The following is a 14,152-nucleotide window of genomic DNA, read 5'->3' as shown; positions in this document are numbered from 1 at the left end:
ACTATGAATCGAATCACCAAAGTTATCACTACTATTGCCGCAACAATTATCAGTTTGGATATTTTATTAATGGTCATCAATGGCACAATGTTGTATGTCTTACTCACCCTGGCTGGCTTTTATGTCTTAGCTAGCTTGGCTTTTAAGCAGTCCGCTTATAAAGCGATGCGTTCCTGGATCAATACTGGTCACCTGCCACATAAGGAGAAAACTCATGTCAAAACTCACAACTAAAACATTGTCTACCACTATTGATGCCAACGGATTAGTCATTTTAAAAAGCAATGGCCAATATATCTACCCAGGTTTAGCACAAGCAATCTTTGACGATGCTATTTTTGGTCCGCGTATTTTAAAGCGACTGCAACGTCTTTTTGTTGACCACCCAGATGGTCTGAGTGAATCAGGCCATGACTGGTATTTTGGTTATCTGGTCTGTGCTTATACCCAAACGCATTTTGGTATTAAGAATCTATTGAATTATCCCTCAGTAACAAAGGAACTTTTTTCTCTCTGTCTGACAAAACTATCCGAATAGGAGGATAAAATCATGTTAATCTTTTGTTTATGTTTATTGGCAATGTTTCTATTTTGGCTGTTCGGCCACATCATTGGCACCATCCTGTATTTGAGTATCCTATTTGTTGGTCATTTGATTTCGTATTGGTACTTTTATTTACCACTTATTATTTTGATAAGTCTAGCTATTGCTTTTGGCATCAAAAGTGTCTTAGCGATGCTGGTGCTAATTATTCTCATTCTGTCACTTGCATTGGCATTATTTATAGCAAAATAAAAAGCAAAGCCTTTATAAAAAAGTCTTTACCTTTTATTTTTCCCAAATCATATGATACTCTTTTGAATCAGTCTCAGTATCCATACCTACACTGTCTATGATAAAATCTTTATTCTCATAAAAATTAACGGCATTAATATTATCTACATAGACTGAAAGTGTTAATTTGTCGTTTATTTGTTTTAGGTAATTAATTAATTGGCTACCAACACCTTGGTTTCTGTAGTTCATGTCAACAAATAATCCAGCTATGTAACCATCTAATTCGCCTAAAAAACCGACAATTGTTTCATTATTCCTATACACAAAAACATTTGCTTCAGGCAACATTTTTTTAATGTTCACAAATTGATTTTTCCAATACTGAGCGGGAATAAATGAATGTGCTTGTAAATTGCCATTCAACCAAATCTGTGCCAATTGTTCTAAATCCCTGTCTGAAAAACTGTTTAATTTTGTAATCATTGTAGCCCCCTTTTTCCTAAAACAAGTTTAATAAAAAATAGGAGAGGAGTCAAGTATCTAAAACTAGGAAATAATACTAATTAATCATAATTTCTTTAAATGTTAGTATTAACTGTTAAGCCCGTTTCTTTGCGTATTTTAGCAATGATTTCAGGTATCTGTTCTCTGTACTCACTATCTAAGCGAGCTATTTGTTGTGAGTGTGTTGCTTAGCAAACATCTTTTTTATATCTACAATGACCGCATCAATTTGATTCATTCTTCTTTCACCACCGCTCTAATATTTTCAAATGCAATATAGGACTCATTAATATACACCCCTAAATCAGAAAAACCATCGACCAAACCAGTTGCGTTAGGCACTAAATTGCCATCCGTGTCCTCAATATTTTGTTGTACAGTCACAAATTCATAATTCGCTGAGGCATGACGCAAGATATTTTGACATGCCGTTAAGGACATCATTGGTAATTTAACAGGTACTGCATTTTTGTTCTGTGCTTCACGCTTTAAAGCTGAGGTATGGTCCGACAGGAAATAGCCATTCCACTTCACCTTGCCACGCTCGCGATAGTCGTTTTGAAAGTAATTGTTAATCATCTTATTAAATTCTGCATCACTCATAGCTGTTACCTCCGTTATGACCACCAACCAGGCTGGCACGGTTAATCGCCGTACCGCCTTTTTCTTTGGACATTGCCCGCATCAGGGCTGTGGTGCCAAACCGTTTTCGAATTTCATCAACAACTTGATCAATCTTGTTGGATTTAATTAATTTTTCTGGTTGCTCAAAGAGGTCAAGCTGCACCCCAGTGTCCTCAATTAAGCCGCCATAATCAATCCCAATATTACGAATCACTTCGCCATGCCAATGCTTTTCAAACAAAGCCACCATAATTGCCATTAGTTTGCGGGTATCATTAGTTGGATCAATCCTTTGTTGCTTTCTAAAACCATGACTTCCCTGGCGTTCACTTTCGGCAAAAGAATACCCGATAAACAAGCTTACCAAACAAGTTTGTTTCTTATGTGATCTAATCCTGGTCGCCACTTGATCAGCCATTTCACGAACAACAATCTCAATCTCTTCTTTTCGTTTATAATCACGCGGTAATACCTGGGAATTACTATATGATTTGCTTTTAGGCACGACCACCTCAGCCATATCTGTACGATCAATGCCCCAAGATAAGGCAAACAATTGCTCGCCAACCAATCCCATTTTGGCTCTAAATTGATAAGGGTCCTGATGCGCCAAATCGTACATTGAATGGATACCCATCACTTCAAGTTTATGTGCTGTGCGGGAACCAATACTCCAGACATCATCCAGTTTCGTAATTGGCCACAATTTTGTCGGCACATCCTCATAGTGCCAAATACCTGTCAGGTTTTTAGTGTGTTTCGCTTCAATGTCTAAGGCTATTTTAGCGAGCACAGGCGTGTCACCAATACCGACCGTTAAATAGACACCCGTTTCCGCTCTAACTTGCTTTTGAATTTTAAAAGCGACTTCCTCAGGGGTTTTACCAAACAACCGCCAGGAATGGGTCACGTCTAAAATAGACTCATCAATCGAGTACGGTAGTAGGTTAATGTCATCGGTATATTGACGATAAATATTATTGATTTTTAGGTTTTCAGCAATATAATTATTCATCCTGGGGTGTGCGATAAACAAGCCATGCACATCAGGTAAATCACGCTGACGCATCACATTACTAATGCCTAAGTCATTCTTAGCTGTTGGCGAGGCCGCTAGGACTAAACCGCCATTTGTGTTCGCTTGTTCAGACATCACGACTAAATCGCCCTTTAATGGATTAAAGCCCCGCTCAACATTTTCAACACTGGCGTAGAAACTTTTTGAATCAATTAAAAAAAACACGCCACGCTTTTCTTTGCTATAATCATATTCAGTTGTGATTGCGTTTTCCATCAGCAACCTCCAAAACATTTGTGTATAATTTATTATACGAACAAGCGTTCGATTAAGCAAGCGAACAAAACATTAAATTTGTGACAAAAGCAAAAGCTATGCTATAATAAAGACATAGAAAAGAGCCGTAGCGCTAACTACGACTCCTAGCAATCCCGTTTCGACGGTGACCATGCTACAATCAATTGATGACTGTTAACCGCTCAAAGTTAAGACAGTCATTTTTTTTTGCTAATTTTTTCGATTAACAAAACTACAAAAGTCAGAATGCTTATGATGAATCCACCAAAGGCAAACATGACAAGTAGCGCGTCCGATACGGACACAAGGCCTCTCCTTTCCTAGAATGTGAGTTTATAGTGTTTACACCATAAGCATCACCTCCATTCAGGATAGCCACCGTCTTAACTTGATTGCTTTAACTAGTATAACACACCCTAAAATAGCAATTGGTCTAAAACTCGAACACTTGTGAAATTTTAAAAAACAGGTATTAAAATAAGGCTTCCAAAGACTTTGTGAAAGTTTTTTTGGAAACCTTATTTTTGACACCTTTGAAACGTTGATATAGCGTTACTTTGTATAGCAACTGTTATGTTAACCTAAATTGGTATAGCTGAGTTTAGTGTGAAATACAATAATTGACAGAAGATTCCAATTTAGGTTGACAAACTTTTCGTAATAATTGCAGCTTAATTTTTTCGTTGGAGGTTTCTGCAACTCATAAACTACCTTATTGTGTACGAAAAATTGTTAATCAACAAATTAGTCCTCCAAAAATGAAAAAGTTCAGTGTCCACATTGCCAATCTTATTGTTTAAAACTATGTCAGGAACGGTGGAACGGATAAAGTTCCTGCTGTATCGAACGATTATAATTTTGCTTATAATATCCTGCAATGTTGTCATCGTCAGAATAGATAAACATTTGATTAACTCCTACGTTATCAAGTTGCCTCAATATTTTTTGCTTATGCTCACTCGGAATAGACAGTGTGTCCGCAGCAATGATTGGCTGCATGTATCCCTTTGAAGCACTACCATGCGACGTATTCAATTGGTAGATGAATGCACCCTGCTGATTTTTCATGCGATCAAATACGATAGACGGTTGGATTAACAAGTATTTAAGTGGTGGGAAGTATTTGCCATCGGTGACGTCAATTAAGTCAAACGTCTCACTTATATCAATACGCATCAACAAAATTGGGTCTATTGGTGTTTCTCTAGTTAAAGCTGTTTTTCTTAACTCAGAGCCCCTTTGAAAATTGGATGAATATAATGTTGCTTTGAGCTTGTCACTCTTAGTAAGTTTTTCCAATTGAAGTTTGTTTTCAGCGTGCAAATTCAGTATTTTTGATTTTTGAAAAATACGATAGACAAAACTATTGACTTCTTCGAATAGGGATTTTTGAATCATACCTTCATCAATTTCGTCCGTCCAAAAAAATTTATGGAATTGTTGCTCCACGGGCAAATGATCAAGTCTCGCTAAATTGGGATTATATAAATCAAGGATAAATTGGCTTTTATCACGCTCCTTTAATGAGTAAAGGTTGTTATCAAACAAATAGACAAAGCCATTTTCATCAGGATTTTTTGACACCGCGAAATAAAGTGCTACAAGAGGGTTTGCCGTGATGTCGAGTAATTCTGTTGGCAATCCATGATGTTGAGCGTAGGCTATGAAGTTTGACTTCTCCTGCGCATTTATATGTGCACCTACTTCACGAAAATATTCATGTCGCATATGGATTAAATCTAAAAAACGTCTGTTATTGTCTCTTATCCACCGGTAGCCACTGGCCATATTCTTTGTATCTCCAAAATCAGTTGATTCACCACGAAAGAAATACTGACCATTAAATTTTTCATCTAGTAGTGATATATAATCTTGCAATGAAGTTATGTCCATCATATATCAGTCCTCCAATCACCAAGCTCGCTCTCAATAAACTATCTCTAATTATAGCAAAAAAAGGTAAATATTGAATTTTCCTTATCACAAAATATCCTAGTCGAAGAAGCGTGTGCAAGGTGTTTGGATGATTCTCGCAGTCTGCCATGAGTTTAGTTTCAATAGCCTTTTTAAAAGTAATACTTTAAGATTACAACAGAGTCCTGCCCTGGATGACAACAAGTTTTAACTTTTTAAATAGTTCTGTGCTGTTCGCTTTCTAATTCTTGAATTTTTTGTTCACGTTCGATATTTTTTCGATTTTGCATAAAGCGAAGCTGCGCAGTCATTTCTGCTCTGGCATCTTGTCGCCACAACCGACTAATTCTGTTCATGGTACGCGGACCTTTAGGAAAATGAGGTGTTTGCTCTTTCTCACGACCCTTGTTAATTTGTGTATTACAAGAGTTCTTTGAAGGTTTAGAATTTTCCTTGAGGCCAGTTTTTAACTTTTCATTGGCAACCATGTTCTGCTTAATTCTTGCAATCTACCCTTTACTGTTATGGTTGTTTCTGAAAAGTTAACTAATCGTACTTGTCAGAATCAATAATTTCTTTAATTTTTCCATATGCCAATTTCATTAATGGATATTCGGAAATGCCTTTTTTTTCATCAACAGTCATCTGTCTCCAGTTTACCGAAAAAACACCAATTATGTTCAGCATTAATGCAGCAGCAGCACGGTATTGCGCCTCCGTACTATTTTGCATTATATTATATAAAGAATTTGAGACTGGCCGTATATCACCGTCCAACTGACGTATACAAATTTGTGCAGTATTAATTTGCACTAATTCCTGATTTGTAAGAATATCAAACTTTAAAATTTTCAGAGCAGATTGTAACCAATCATTATTTTGGGTATGGTCAAATGCTTCAATGTAGCTAAGAACTAAATTATTCACTTCTCCTTCATACCAAGATGGAATGCTTTTTAGTGGATGTATAAAATTCTCAAGCACCATGGATGTTGAATAGTTTGGTATTGTCCATAATTTGTCTTTAATCAAAGCCAATGGATTCCCTTTTGTGAACATAGTTTTATCTTCTGTATTACTAATTGTTACGTGGTTTGTGCGAAAAGGTGAATCATTAGAAAACACATTCTTCAATTCGTGGTTTTCGTATGTTAGATAATAATTATCGCCCATGATAGTCTCATGAAGTAAGAAAGGAACATCCTGATTAAAATCAACACTTGGGTACAATTCTAATAATTTATTTAATACATTTTGGGACGTTATGTCCAAAGCTTGAGTAGCGTATGATTTACCTAAAATATTTTCAAGCCAAATTATTCTTTTAATATTTTCGAGTTTACTGTAAACATCTTTTAAAGTTTCATTAATTTTTTTTGAAAAAGAAAAATGCAATGTCGTTGAACCATCATTAAAAACATCAGATTTAAAATTCAATTGTCGTTTTTCTAGCATAGCTTTAAAAGCGTTTAATTTATCATAATATAGCTGCCAGTCTCGGTCACTAGAAGAGTTGAAGTCCCAATTAATATCAAATCTTTTCGTGTCAATACTGAAAATTACAGTAATAAACTTCCCAATCACTATTCTAAAACTTGTTTCACTTGTCCATTCCAGGGAACTTGGTTCAATGTGGTCATTTGGAAATATGGTACTTACATTTATGACTTGATGAATATTAATATTTATGATATCTACTGTATCTACTATCACTCTTTGGTCTTGAAGTAATCCAGAAATAATATATTGCTCCTTTTTCAGCGCTGTCTGAATTGTTTCACCTACAGGTATTGTGACCGATACATTTTTGAGATTATCCACAGCATTTACATTAACTATTCGGGCTTGACTGTTGAAGACTTCAGAAAGGTAGTGAGATGAGGTCACAATTTTCCATATATCCTTTTGATCTACCCGGGTTAGATTGAGTGTAATACTTTTTTGATTTTTATTTTGTTTCTTAAGGCTTTTTAAAATTTGTTTAGCTTGTGTCGGTGAAAAATTTCTATAGTAAGTGGTGTATGGAGTTGTTTCACTTACAACAAAGAAAAGAATTCCAGAGTTTCGTTCATAATACTCTAGCATGTCTTTTTTGAAGGAAAATTTAGGGTGGCTATCAAATGCTTTTTTTTCAGTTCCTTTAACCTGTACAGGAACCTGAAAATCCAAACATTCATTGTTTCTTTTTCCTGACTTGTAAACAAAAATTCCACCATCAACATAAGGAATTTTGTCACTTATATTAATTTCTGGCCTTAATCTAATGTCTGATGATACAATTCTTGCTACTTCAGACACGGCTCTTTGCTCTATTATTTGTTGATCGGTCATTAGATTTATCCATACATTCCATATTTTTTGAGGTGAATAGTTATTATTTGCTGACTAATAATAAACAGTAAAAAAAACTAGGCATATTGAGTTGTATTTTTACTCTCGGAATAAAAAGGTTACAATACCTTTTAAATTTCACAATATTTATCATTGATTAATTTATTATAACGTAATCAGAGAGTTGAGTAGAGTTGGTTAATAACCTTAACTCAAAAAATCCAAGTAATTTCATAAAACAAAAAGAAAAAAAGTGGATTTTAGTCAGTTTGGATTAAAATAATTTGATTAACATCAATTTATGCGAACAATTAAATACTTTTGATAACTTATGAAAAGTATGGATTGAACTTTAATATACAATTTGAACGCATATATGACATGCATACCATGAAATTACTCTTAAAAAAAAGATAAAGTAAGAAACTTCATTTATCACAAAAGAGGCGTCTCATTATAATGTATCCGATTGGTCTTTTCGAAATATACGTGAAGATCTTTTAACAAGTTTATACTCGTTATAATGGATTCCCCTTGTGCCAGTTTTCGAATTTGGGACAATGTGCTAGGTTGTAGCAAATTTTCAATTGCTCGCAGCTCTTCATAGTGAGTTATCCTATGAATAATGAATGTCCCAACTTGTCCCAAAATAATTTTAGGAACATCTTTTGGGCTTTGAGTAGTTAAGAATAAAAATATACCTTTTTTCCTTCCTTCTCTTGCAATTGACACCAGCCCACCATCCTCTTCATAAACACGGGTATATCTGTGAACTTCATCAATAAATAGAACAAATGGACTTGCTGAAACTTTGGATTCGAGAACATGATTGGTAATCAAATTAATAATACTGGCTCCAGCTGATCCTGATTTTGATACCTTAGAAGTATTAATATATAGAGATTTTTTATTTTCATCACTCATAAAATAATCAATCTTATCAAAAAGGTTATCATCAGAAGTGTTTGTAACAAAAAAATCATTCACCAATGAGGATTTTAAAAAATAACCGACTTTTTTTATTAACCAAATACTAGCGTTATACAAATTTCCATCTCTTTCAAAACAGTAACCGCCTTTGTCTTTATTTAACTTTTGTTTAACAGCTTCATGTTTAATTTGCTCCGTTAGCAAATTAAAGTCAAATTGCCTGGAAGTCACACTGTTAATTTTTGGTTGCAAAGAAGAGACACTTTGGTGTTCCTTGATTAATACACCCGTCTCGCCTATGCTATTTTGAAATCGTAACGAAGAAATTGCGTTTGCAAGTACGGCGGCTTTTCCTGAGTCTTCACTATCTGATAGATTAAAAAAATTAACCCAAAACAAATCGTCTATATCTTCTGTCGAAATAAATGCATTTTCGCCTAAAAGTAATTTTTCGGCTTCATCATCCGAAAAGGAGTCACGATATTCCCCAGTTGGGTCAATAACTAGAACTTTTTTCCCTGATAAGACCAACTTATCTAGAACAGAAAGTGCGGATGTTGATTTTCCAGAATTTGTTGTGCCAATGACCAATAAATGTCTGTCAAAAAGGGTATTAGGTTTCAGAGACAAGTAACTACTATCAGCCTCATTGAGTTTAGCAATATTAGTTAATTTTTTTTGATACACTATTTTTCCAGATTCATCAATTTTATTTTCACCTTTTGAGTTCTTAACAGGATATTCGTTTAATTCAATCGAATTTACAAAGGTTTTTATCAGAAATTGATTGGCCACATAAACTTTATCCATAATTCCTACTGTTTTGAATCCAGCAGAAGTTAATTTGTTCCCATTTAAAATTCCAAGAATCTCGATTCCAATTTCAGGAAAAACACTCTCTTTTTTCCCAGACTGCATTGCAGTGTGAACAGAATCAGAAGAATTAACCCTAGACTGATATACTTCACCTACGAACAATCCTTGTATACTGTCAATTACGACAAAATAGTTTATAGTATTTGGAATTAGTGCTTCCAACTGAATGTTCCTGTGATTTAATAATGACAGATTTTCCACTTGAATATAGGCATTCTCGCGATATACTTGGGAAATCATACCTAAGTAAAAATTTGACTTGTTAATTTCTTGATAAAAACTATCAATTGTCATGTTTGCTGTCTCCCAAATAAATCGTGAGTTTATCATGTAGCGTAGCTTTTAGAAAAGCTACGTTATAGTACTCATTCATTACTGTTTCTAACTCTTTCCAATTTTTGTTTTCTGATTCTATATTGTAGTCAGTAATTAAGCTAGCCAAGCTATTATTGGTGAGTATAGCATTCAAAATCATTCTAGCAATATGATCGTCAGCAAAGCTAAATCCAATTGTTATTAGCAAGGTATTCGGCTTTTGCAGCAAATTCTGAAACTTATTAAATAAGTCAAAATAGGGTTCTTGGTAACTTTTGGCAAACTTGTCTGAACTCGGGAAAATAAGAATAGGTTTTGTCACATGTTCTTTTGACTTACGAACAATGTTTGTTTCTGATGGGGACAGTTCCCAGGTAAGGGATCCGTGAATTTTTAATAAATTCACAACATTACGTTTATAAATATTCTCGTTTGTTTTTACATTTGGGACGTCTTTGACTAAATTCCAATCAAACATAGTACTGTCAAATTGAGGACTTTGTGAGAACGAAAAGCCATCAAAAACAGTCCATTTCATAGTCTCTGCGGCATCTTCAATCAATGTATCGTAATTTGTTGATACTAGGTTTAACTTATTATCCGATTTAATAAGATCAGACAAAATATTCAATAGTCTGACATGTTTAAATGTTTCACTATTGTAGTCGTAAGACGTAGATTTGACAATAATATCTAAAATAGCATCTTTAGTACTCAATAATTTTTCTTTCAACCTATCTGGCATAAACTTTTCAAATGCAAATAAATTTGAAAGAAAGTCTTCTAAATTGAATTCATGATTTAAGTTACCATTTTCATCTATAATATTATCACTATAACTACTGATCTCCGCAATTTTATCTAGGCTATAAACTTCCACAACATTTTCGCCTAATGTATAGGTGCCATTTTTTAGTTGTTCGAAGATTTGTTTGGCAATGTTTAATACCGTTAATCCTGTTTTGGCGAATCCCCTTTCATCTGGGGTGTATTTATTGTTGGTAACCGAAGCTCCTGCTCCAAACAAAACAACTATATTTGAAAAATTCTGTTGTACAAATCTCTGAGTTTCCTCATGGATTAGATTTCTAAAATCTGCTTCCTCGTATGGTTGATTATTTTCTTTTTTTAATTCTTCATTGTTTTCATAGTACTTATTATTGTCACCATTAGTGAGCGATAACCGTATTTTGTTTGACTTGAACACCACTTCTTTTTTTTCTTCATCCATTTAATAACCTTCTTTTTCTAATGTTAATCTAACATTGAGGATGTACCATCTTCAAACATATTACTTTTCCTCGCAGGTTTTTCATAAAACAATTAAACCGTAGAATCACAGCCGTCATGATTTATTTTTGTACTTCATTTTAATTATTAGTCATTGTCTTATTTATATCTAGTCCTAGTTCTTTTAGTATATATACTCTGACAGCCTCTATAAATTTTTCAATCACAGGCATTAATTCCGTTTCAGTTAAAACGCTTTGAGATTCAGTGCCATGAACATAGAAATCTCGGGTAGCTTTAATTTGACTAATAATTAGTTTAGTAGAACATTTTTCATTACAGTTACCATTAAAAACTATTTTAAGTTTATGTTTGAGATTTTTTACTTTTGTTCCATCACTAAAGTGGATATCACTGAGATAACTTTCTACGCTTGAACATAGAGTCAATAATACTGGAACTACTGGCATTTTGTATTGACTAACTGTTAAAAATTTTGATACGAAGTCTTGCAACTTTTTACATTCAATAAATTTTGTCAGTAAGGATTTAAATTCCGTTTTGATATCATCATAGTTAATATCAAAACTTACAAATGTTTTTGGTTCGCGCGATGGTAAAAAGGATTGTGCTAAATACCAATTTTCACGTTCATCATACGGTCCTCTCAAAACACCGTCAAGCAAGGATTTATTTTGATTCAATATAATTTTGCTGAGTCCCAGTTTTTTATTTAAAATCAATTCAAAAAAATTTCTGAGTTGAATGCCTAAATCAAAGGCATTTTTTCTTGTTTCGGGGTCTGAAAACAATACAAGCAAATTTGTATTCACAAAATAGTGTTCTTCACTTTTACTACTACTGTTTCTAGTCGATCCCTTTACTAAGAGTGAAATTTGACTCCCATTGAATTCGATCATGTCAATCATTAAAGCTGCCTTTTTGAGTTGAGGAAAATTCATAGATGGAAAGTAAATTGAAAACCATTCTTGTAGCATGTCAATGTCATAAGTTGCTTGCTCAACTTCATTTAACAACATAAATTGCGATGAAATTGACATATCAGTCACAATATACCTGCCAGTATCACCATAAGAAATTGAATTAAAGTTACTTGTAGAAGAACTCCCAATATTAGTGTATCTTCTAATTGTAAATTGTATGTTGCCATCCCAAGTTGTAGCATACAATACGCCAAATTCTTCGTCATTAAGAACTTTATTGTTACCGTTGATTATTTTTGCCGGTTCAGATTTAACTAAGGCATGTGACAAATTTAAAGTAACTTCTTTACCTTTTTTTATTATTGTGCCGGCTATTTGATTTTCTGCTTTTATAAATTGTATTTTATCATGGTGGGTTATTTCATCAAATAAGCTTAACTCGTGAGAGACATAAACTTGAAACTCATAGTCGCTTCTCATGTCATAATCAGTAAATTTAATTTTTTTCATAAATTTAACCTTCTTTAAGAATTAAAGTACATTATTGTTGACGCACAATTCTTTTCTTAATTGTGTTGCTTGACAAGCCTTGAACGTTTCCTCTTTATCAACCATAACATAACCCCTGGCCTAGGAATTTCGCTGATTGAAGAGGTTTATGCATCAGTGCATAAACTTGCGTTAAAAATTGTTTAATGGGCGGCAATCTATTTCTTAGCTAGTAAAATGTTCGCTAAATGCTTATTAGGCTGTTGTGACAAAATTTGTTGGCTTTTTCCAAAATAGCCAGGCGCTTTTTGATGTCTTGACATCTTTTAATGTATTGGGTATTACCATTAATCATGACAGGGATAGCTTGCTCAACCCAAATGCCAGTGAAATCCTTTGATGCAGTAAATTTATCTGCTGCAGGTTTTGCTTCCTGGCGAAGTTTAACAGTGAATAATTTAATATATTGTGAATAACAAATTTACATACAAGTACGACTATACTTTAATTCTACAGACTAAATAACAATACTCCTTTTTTTAGTATAAGAGCAATGATTACAAAATTTGTTGTGTTCGGATTATTAAACACTGATGCTTCAACTAATTTATTTCATTTCCCTCGCCTTTTCTAACTTGTCCTTGTTTTGATTAAGTAACGTTGAAAAACCGGTAGCTCTTAGATACGCTAATTTCCCATAATCCAAGTTCATTTTTTTGGCACCGTTTTTTTTCATTTCTGCTTCAATATGTATCATATTTCTGGCCAAATATATTTCTTTTAGATCTTCATAAAACTTAGAATTATCGTCTTCCCTTTCTGTATTATCTAAAATATTTAGGCTTTTTAAAACATCGACCTTATCACTGAATTTTACCGATAAAAATTTTTCTTCCTCATTTTTTGTATTTCTCGTAATTTTTTTAACCACAATATTTTGTCTATCTTGTTTTAGAATTTCAGCTAGCCTGTCTAATTCAGGAAATGGGTTTTTGTCTTTTACTTTTTTTAGGGTAACTTCAGTTTCATCTCTAGTTGTAAATATTTTGATATCATCTCTTGTAACACCATAACTTTTTGCCATCTTATCAAGTAATTCTAAAGCTTCTTCACTTTCAGGGATTTCTATAACCTTGAGCCATCCATCTTTTTGTAACATTTTTTTATATTCTTTTGTGTTACTTAAATACTCTTTTAAGACAAAATCGGTTGCGGCTTCAATAATTGAGGCATACATCAATACTTGAACTCTAATTTGTGCGCGTAAAAAATTTTGAGTTACTCGAGTCCCCTCAAAAAATTTATATATGTATCTTGCAGATTGGAATTCTTCAATTATTCGTTTTCTAGTTGGATTGTCAGTTACAACATTATAAAACTGTTTTTTTTCAAACCATTGTTCATTTTCAATATGCGTCATATATTGGGTAATCTCATCTGTAGTTTCTTTGCTAAAAGTCATATTTTAATTTATTCCATATCAATTCAAAATTTAAATGTTCTGATTAATATTGTACTGCAAACGTGAATTTTTGAATATGCTCAATAAGTTTCATTTTGGGAATTCTATGTAATTCAAGAGTTAAATAAAACGCTATACTTTCAATCATAGACATAGGATAGTAATTGTCCATTCAATTTTGAAGTGCAAAAAGTCTTGCTGCCAAAATAATACCAAATTTTAAATTATAATTTGAAAAATTAATATATTAATTTTTAAAAAGCACAACGTCCTTCCAATATTGTCCTAGGTAAGTTAATCAAAATATTACGATTAACTATTTCGGAAGATTCTTGATAGTCTGTTTCTACAAATAACTGTTTCAAAGCATAATTGATACTGCTGAATGTGCCAATAATTATTTTAAAAAATATGAGATACCTTGATTGACATTTACATTA

At 33.3% G+C, this 14,152-nt stretch carries 13 protein-coding genes and 1 pseudogene; 3 read left to right on the top strand and 11 right to left on the bottom strand.

Annotated features, from left to right (window positions below):
* Positions 1–3 precede the first annotated feature (3 nt).
* The 3 genes from GJV51_07555 to GJV51_07545 are packed head-to-tail and all read left to right on the top strand — an operon-like array spanning position 4 to position 796.
* Complete coding sequence (locus GJV51_07555) at positions 4–234, top strand: hypothetical protein (GenBank protein ID QGM25835.1); 231 nt, start codon at positions 4–6, stop codon at positions 232–234.
* Complete coding sequence (locus tag GJV51_07550; GenBank protein ID QGM25834.1) at positions 215–538, top strand: hypothetical protein; 324 nt, start codon at positions 215–217, stop codon at positions 536–538. The genes GJV51_07555 and GJV51_07550 overlap by 20 nt, the downstream gene beginning before the upstream one ends.
* Before the next feature lie 12 nt (positions 539–550).
* Positions 551–796, top strand: a complete 246-nt coding sequence (locus GJV51_07545) for a hypothetical protein (protein QGM25833.1) — start codon at positions 551–553, stop codon at positions 794–796.
* A 33-nt stretch (positions 797–829) separates the two neighbouring features.
* Here the strand turns inward: GJV51_07545 and GJV51_07540 are convergent, their stop codons facing one another.
* The 11 genes and pseudogenes from GJV51_07540 to GJV51_07490 form a co-directional block, all read right to left on the bottom strand.
* Positions 830–1,261 carry a GNAT family N-acetyltransferase gene (locus GJV51_07540; protein ID QGM25832.1) on the bottom strand — a complete coding sequence of 144 codons (432 nt, stop codon included), beginning with the start codon at positions 1,259–1,261 and terminating at the stop codon, positions 830–832.
* A 255-nt stretch (positions 1,262–1,516) separates the two neighbouring features.
* A complete protein-coding gene (locus tag GJV51_07535; GenBank protein ID QGM25831.1) occupies positions 1,517–1,885 on the bottom strand; it encodes a hypothetical protein in 369 nt (122 codons plus the stop codon).
* Complete coding sequence (locus GJV51_07530; protein QGM25830.1) at positions 1,878–3,200, bottom strand: excinuclease ABC subunit A; 1,323 nt, start codon at positions 3,198–3,200, stop codon at positions 1,878–1,880. The genes GJV51_07535 and GJV51_07530 overlap by 8 nt, the downstream gene beginning before the upstream one ends.
* 218 nt (positions 3,201–3,418) lie before the next feature.
* Positions 3,419–3,600, bottom strand: a pseudogene (locus GJV51_07525) (putative holin-like toxin).
* A gap of 428 nt (positions 3,601–4,028) precedes the next feature.
* On the bottom strand, positions 4,029–5,117 hold the full coding sequence (locus tag GJV51_07520) for an FRG domain-containing protein (protein QGM25829.1): 1,089 nt from the start codon (positions 5,115–5,117) through the stop codon (positions 4,029–4,031).
* A 233-nt stretch (positions 5,118–5,350) separates the two neighbouring features.
* Positions 5,351–5,623, bottom strand: a complete 273-nt coding sequence (locus GJV51_07515; protein QGM25828.1) for a hypothetical protein — start codon at positions 5,621–5,623, stop codon at positions 5,351–5,353.
* A 58-nt stretch (positions 5,624–5,681) separates the two neighbouring features.
* Positions 5,682–7,466 (bottom strand): DUF4365 domain-containing protein, encoded by a 1,785-nt coding sequence (locus GJV51_07510; GenBank protein ID QGM25827.1) that lies wholly within the window; start codon positions 7,464–7,466, stop codon positions 5,682–5,684.
* 435 nt (positions 7,467–7,901) lie between these two features.
* Positions 7,902–9,566: a DUF853 family protein gene (locus GJV51_07505; protein QGM25826.1), complete on the bottom strand. Its 1,665-nt coding sequence runs from the start codon at positions 9,564–9,566 to the stop codon at positions 7,902–7,904.
* A complete protein-coding gene (locus GJV51_07500) occupies positions 9,556–10,818 on the bottom strand; it encodes an SIR2 family protein (protein ID QGM25825.1) in 1,263 nt (420 codons plus the stop codon). Before GJV51_07500 ends, GJV51_07505 begins: the two co-directional genes overlap by 11 nt.
* 139 nt (positions 10,819–10,957) lie before the next feature.
* Positions 10,958–12,271, bottom strand: a complete 1,314-nt coding sequence (locus GJV51_07495) for a hypothetical protein (protein QGM25824.1) — start codon at positions 12,269–12,271, stop codon at positions 10,958–10,960.
* 586 nt (positions 12,272–12,857) lie between these two features.
* Positions 12,858–13,712: a hypothetical protein gene (locus GJV51_07490; GenBank protein QGM25823.1), complete on the bottom strand. Its 855-nt coding sequence runs from the start codon at positions 13,710–13,712 to the stop codon at positions 12,858–12,860.
* Between the last annotated feature and the right edge of the window lie 440 nt (positions 13,713–14,152).

It is taken from the genome of Leuconostoc mesenteroides subsp. mesenteroides (assembly GCA_009676745.1).
Lineage (GTDB): Bacteria > Bacillota > Bacilli > Lactobacillales > Lactobacillaceae > Leuconostoc > Leuconostoc koreense.
Note: the sequence above shows the minus strand (reverse complement) of the source record. Positions and strands in the feature narration are given on the sequence as shown.

Excerpts from the sequence above, each read along its gene's own strand:
- GJV51_07555 (QGM25835.1), top strand. The coding sequence starts at position 4 with ATGAATCGAATCACCAAAGTTATCACTACTATTGCCGCAACAATTATC.
- GJV51_07510 (QGM25827.1), bottom strand. The coding sequence starts at position 7,466 with ATGACCGATCAACAAATAATAGAGCAAAGAGCCGTGTCTGAAGTAGCA.
- GJV51_07530 (QGM25830.1), bottom strand. The coding sequence starts at position 3,200 with ATGGAAAACGCAATCACAACTGAATATGATTATAGCAAAGAAAAGCGT.
- GJV51_07550 (QGM25834.1), top strand. The coding sequence starts at position 215 with ATGTCAAAACTCACAACTAAAACATTGTCTACCACTATTGATGCCAAC.
- GJV51_07545 (QGM25833.1), top strand. The coding sequence starts at position 551 with ATGTTAATCTTTTGTTTATGTTTATTGGCAATGTTTCTATTTTGGCTG.
- GJV51_07505 (QGM25826.1), bottom strand. The coding sequence starts at position 9,566 with ATGACAATTGATAGTTTTTATCAAGAAATTAACAAGTCAAATTTTTAC.
- GJV51_07495 (QGM25824.1), bottom strand. The coding sequence starts at position 12,271 with ATGAAAAAAATTAAATTTACTGATTATGACATGAGAAGCGACTATGAG.
- GJV51_07520 (QGM25829.1), bottom strand. The coding sequence starts at position 5,117 with ATGATGGACATAACTTCATTGCAAGATTATATATCACTACTAGATGAA.
- GJV51_07490 (QGM25823.1), bottom strand. The coding sequence starts at position 13,712 with ATGACTTTTAGCAAAGAAACTACAGATGAGATTACCCAATATATGACG.
- GJV51_07535 (QGM25831.1), bottom strand. The coding sequence starts at position 1,885 with ATGAGTGATGCAGAATTTAATAAGATGATTAACAATTACTTTCAAAAC.
- GJV51_07515 (QGM25828.1), bottom strand. The coding sequence starts at position 5,623 with ATGGTTGCCAATGAAAAGTTAAAAACTGGCCTCAAGGAAAATTCTAAA.
- GJV51_07540 (QGM25832.1), bottom strand. The coding sequence starts at position 1,261 with ATGATTACAAAATTAAACAGTTTTTCAGACAGGGATTTAGAACAATTG.
- GJV51_07500 (QGM25825.1), bottom strand. The coding sequence starts at position 10,818 with ATGGATGAAGAAAAAAAAGAAGTGGTGTTCAAGTCAAACAAAATACGG.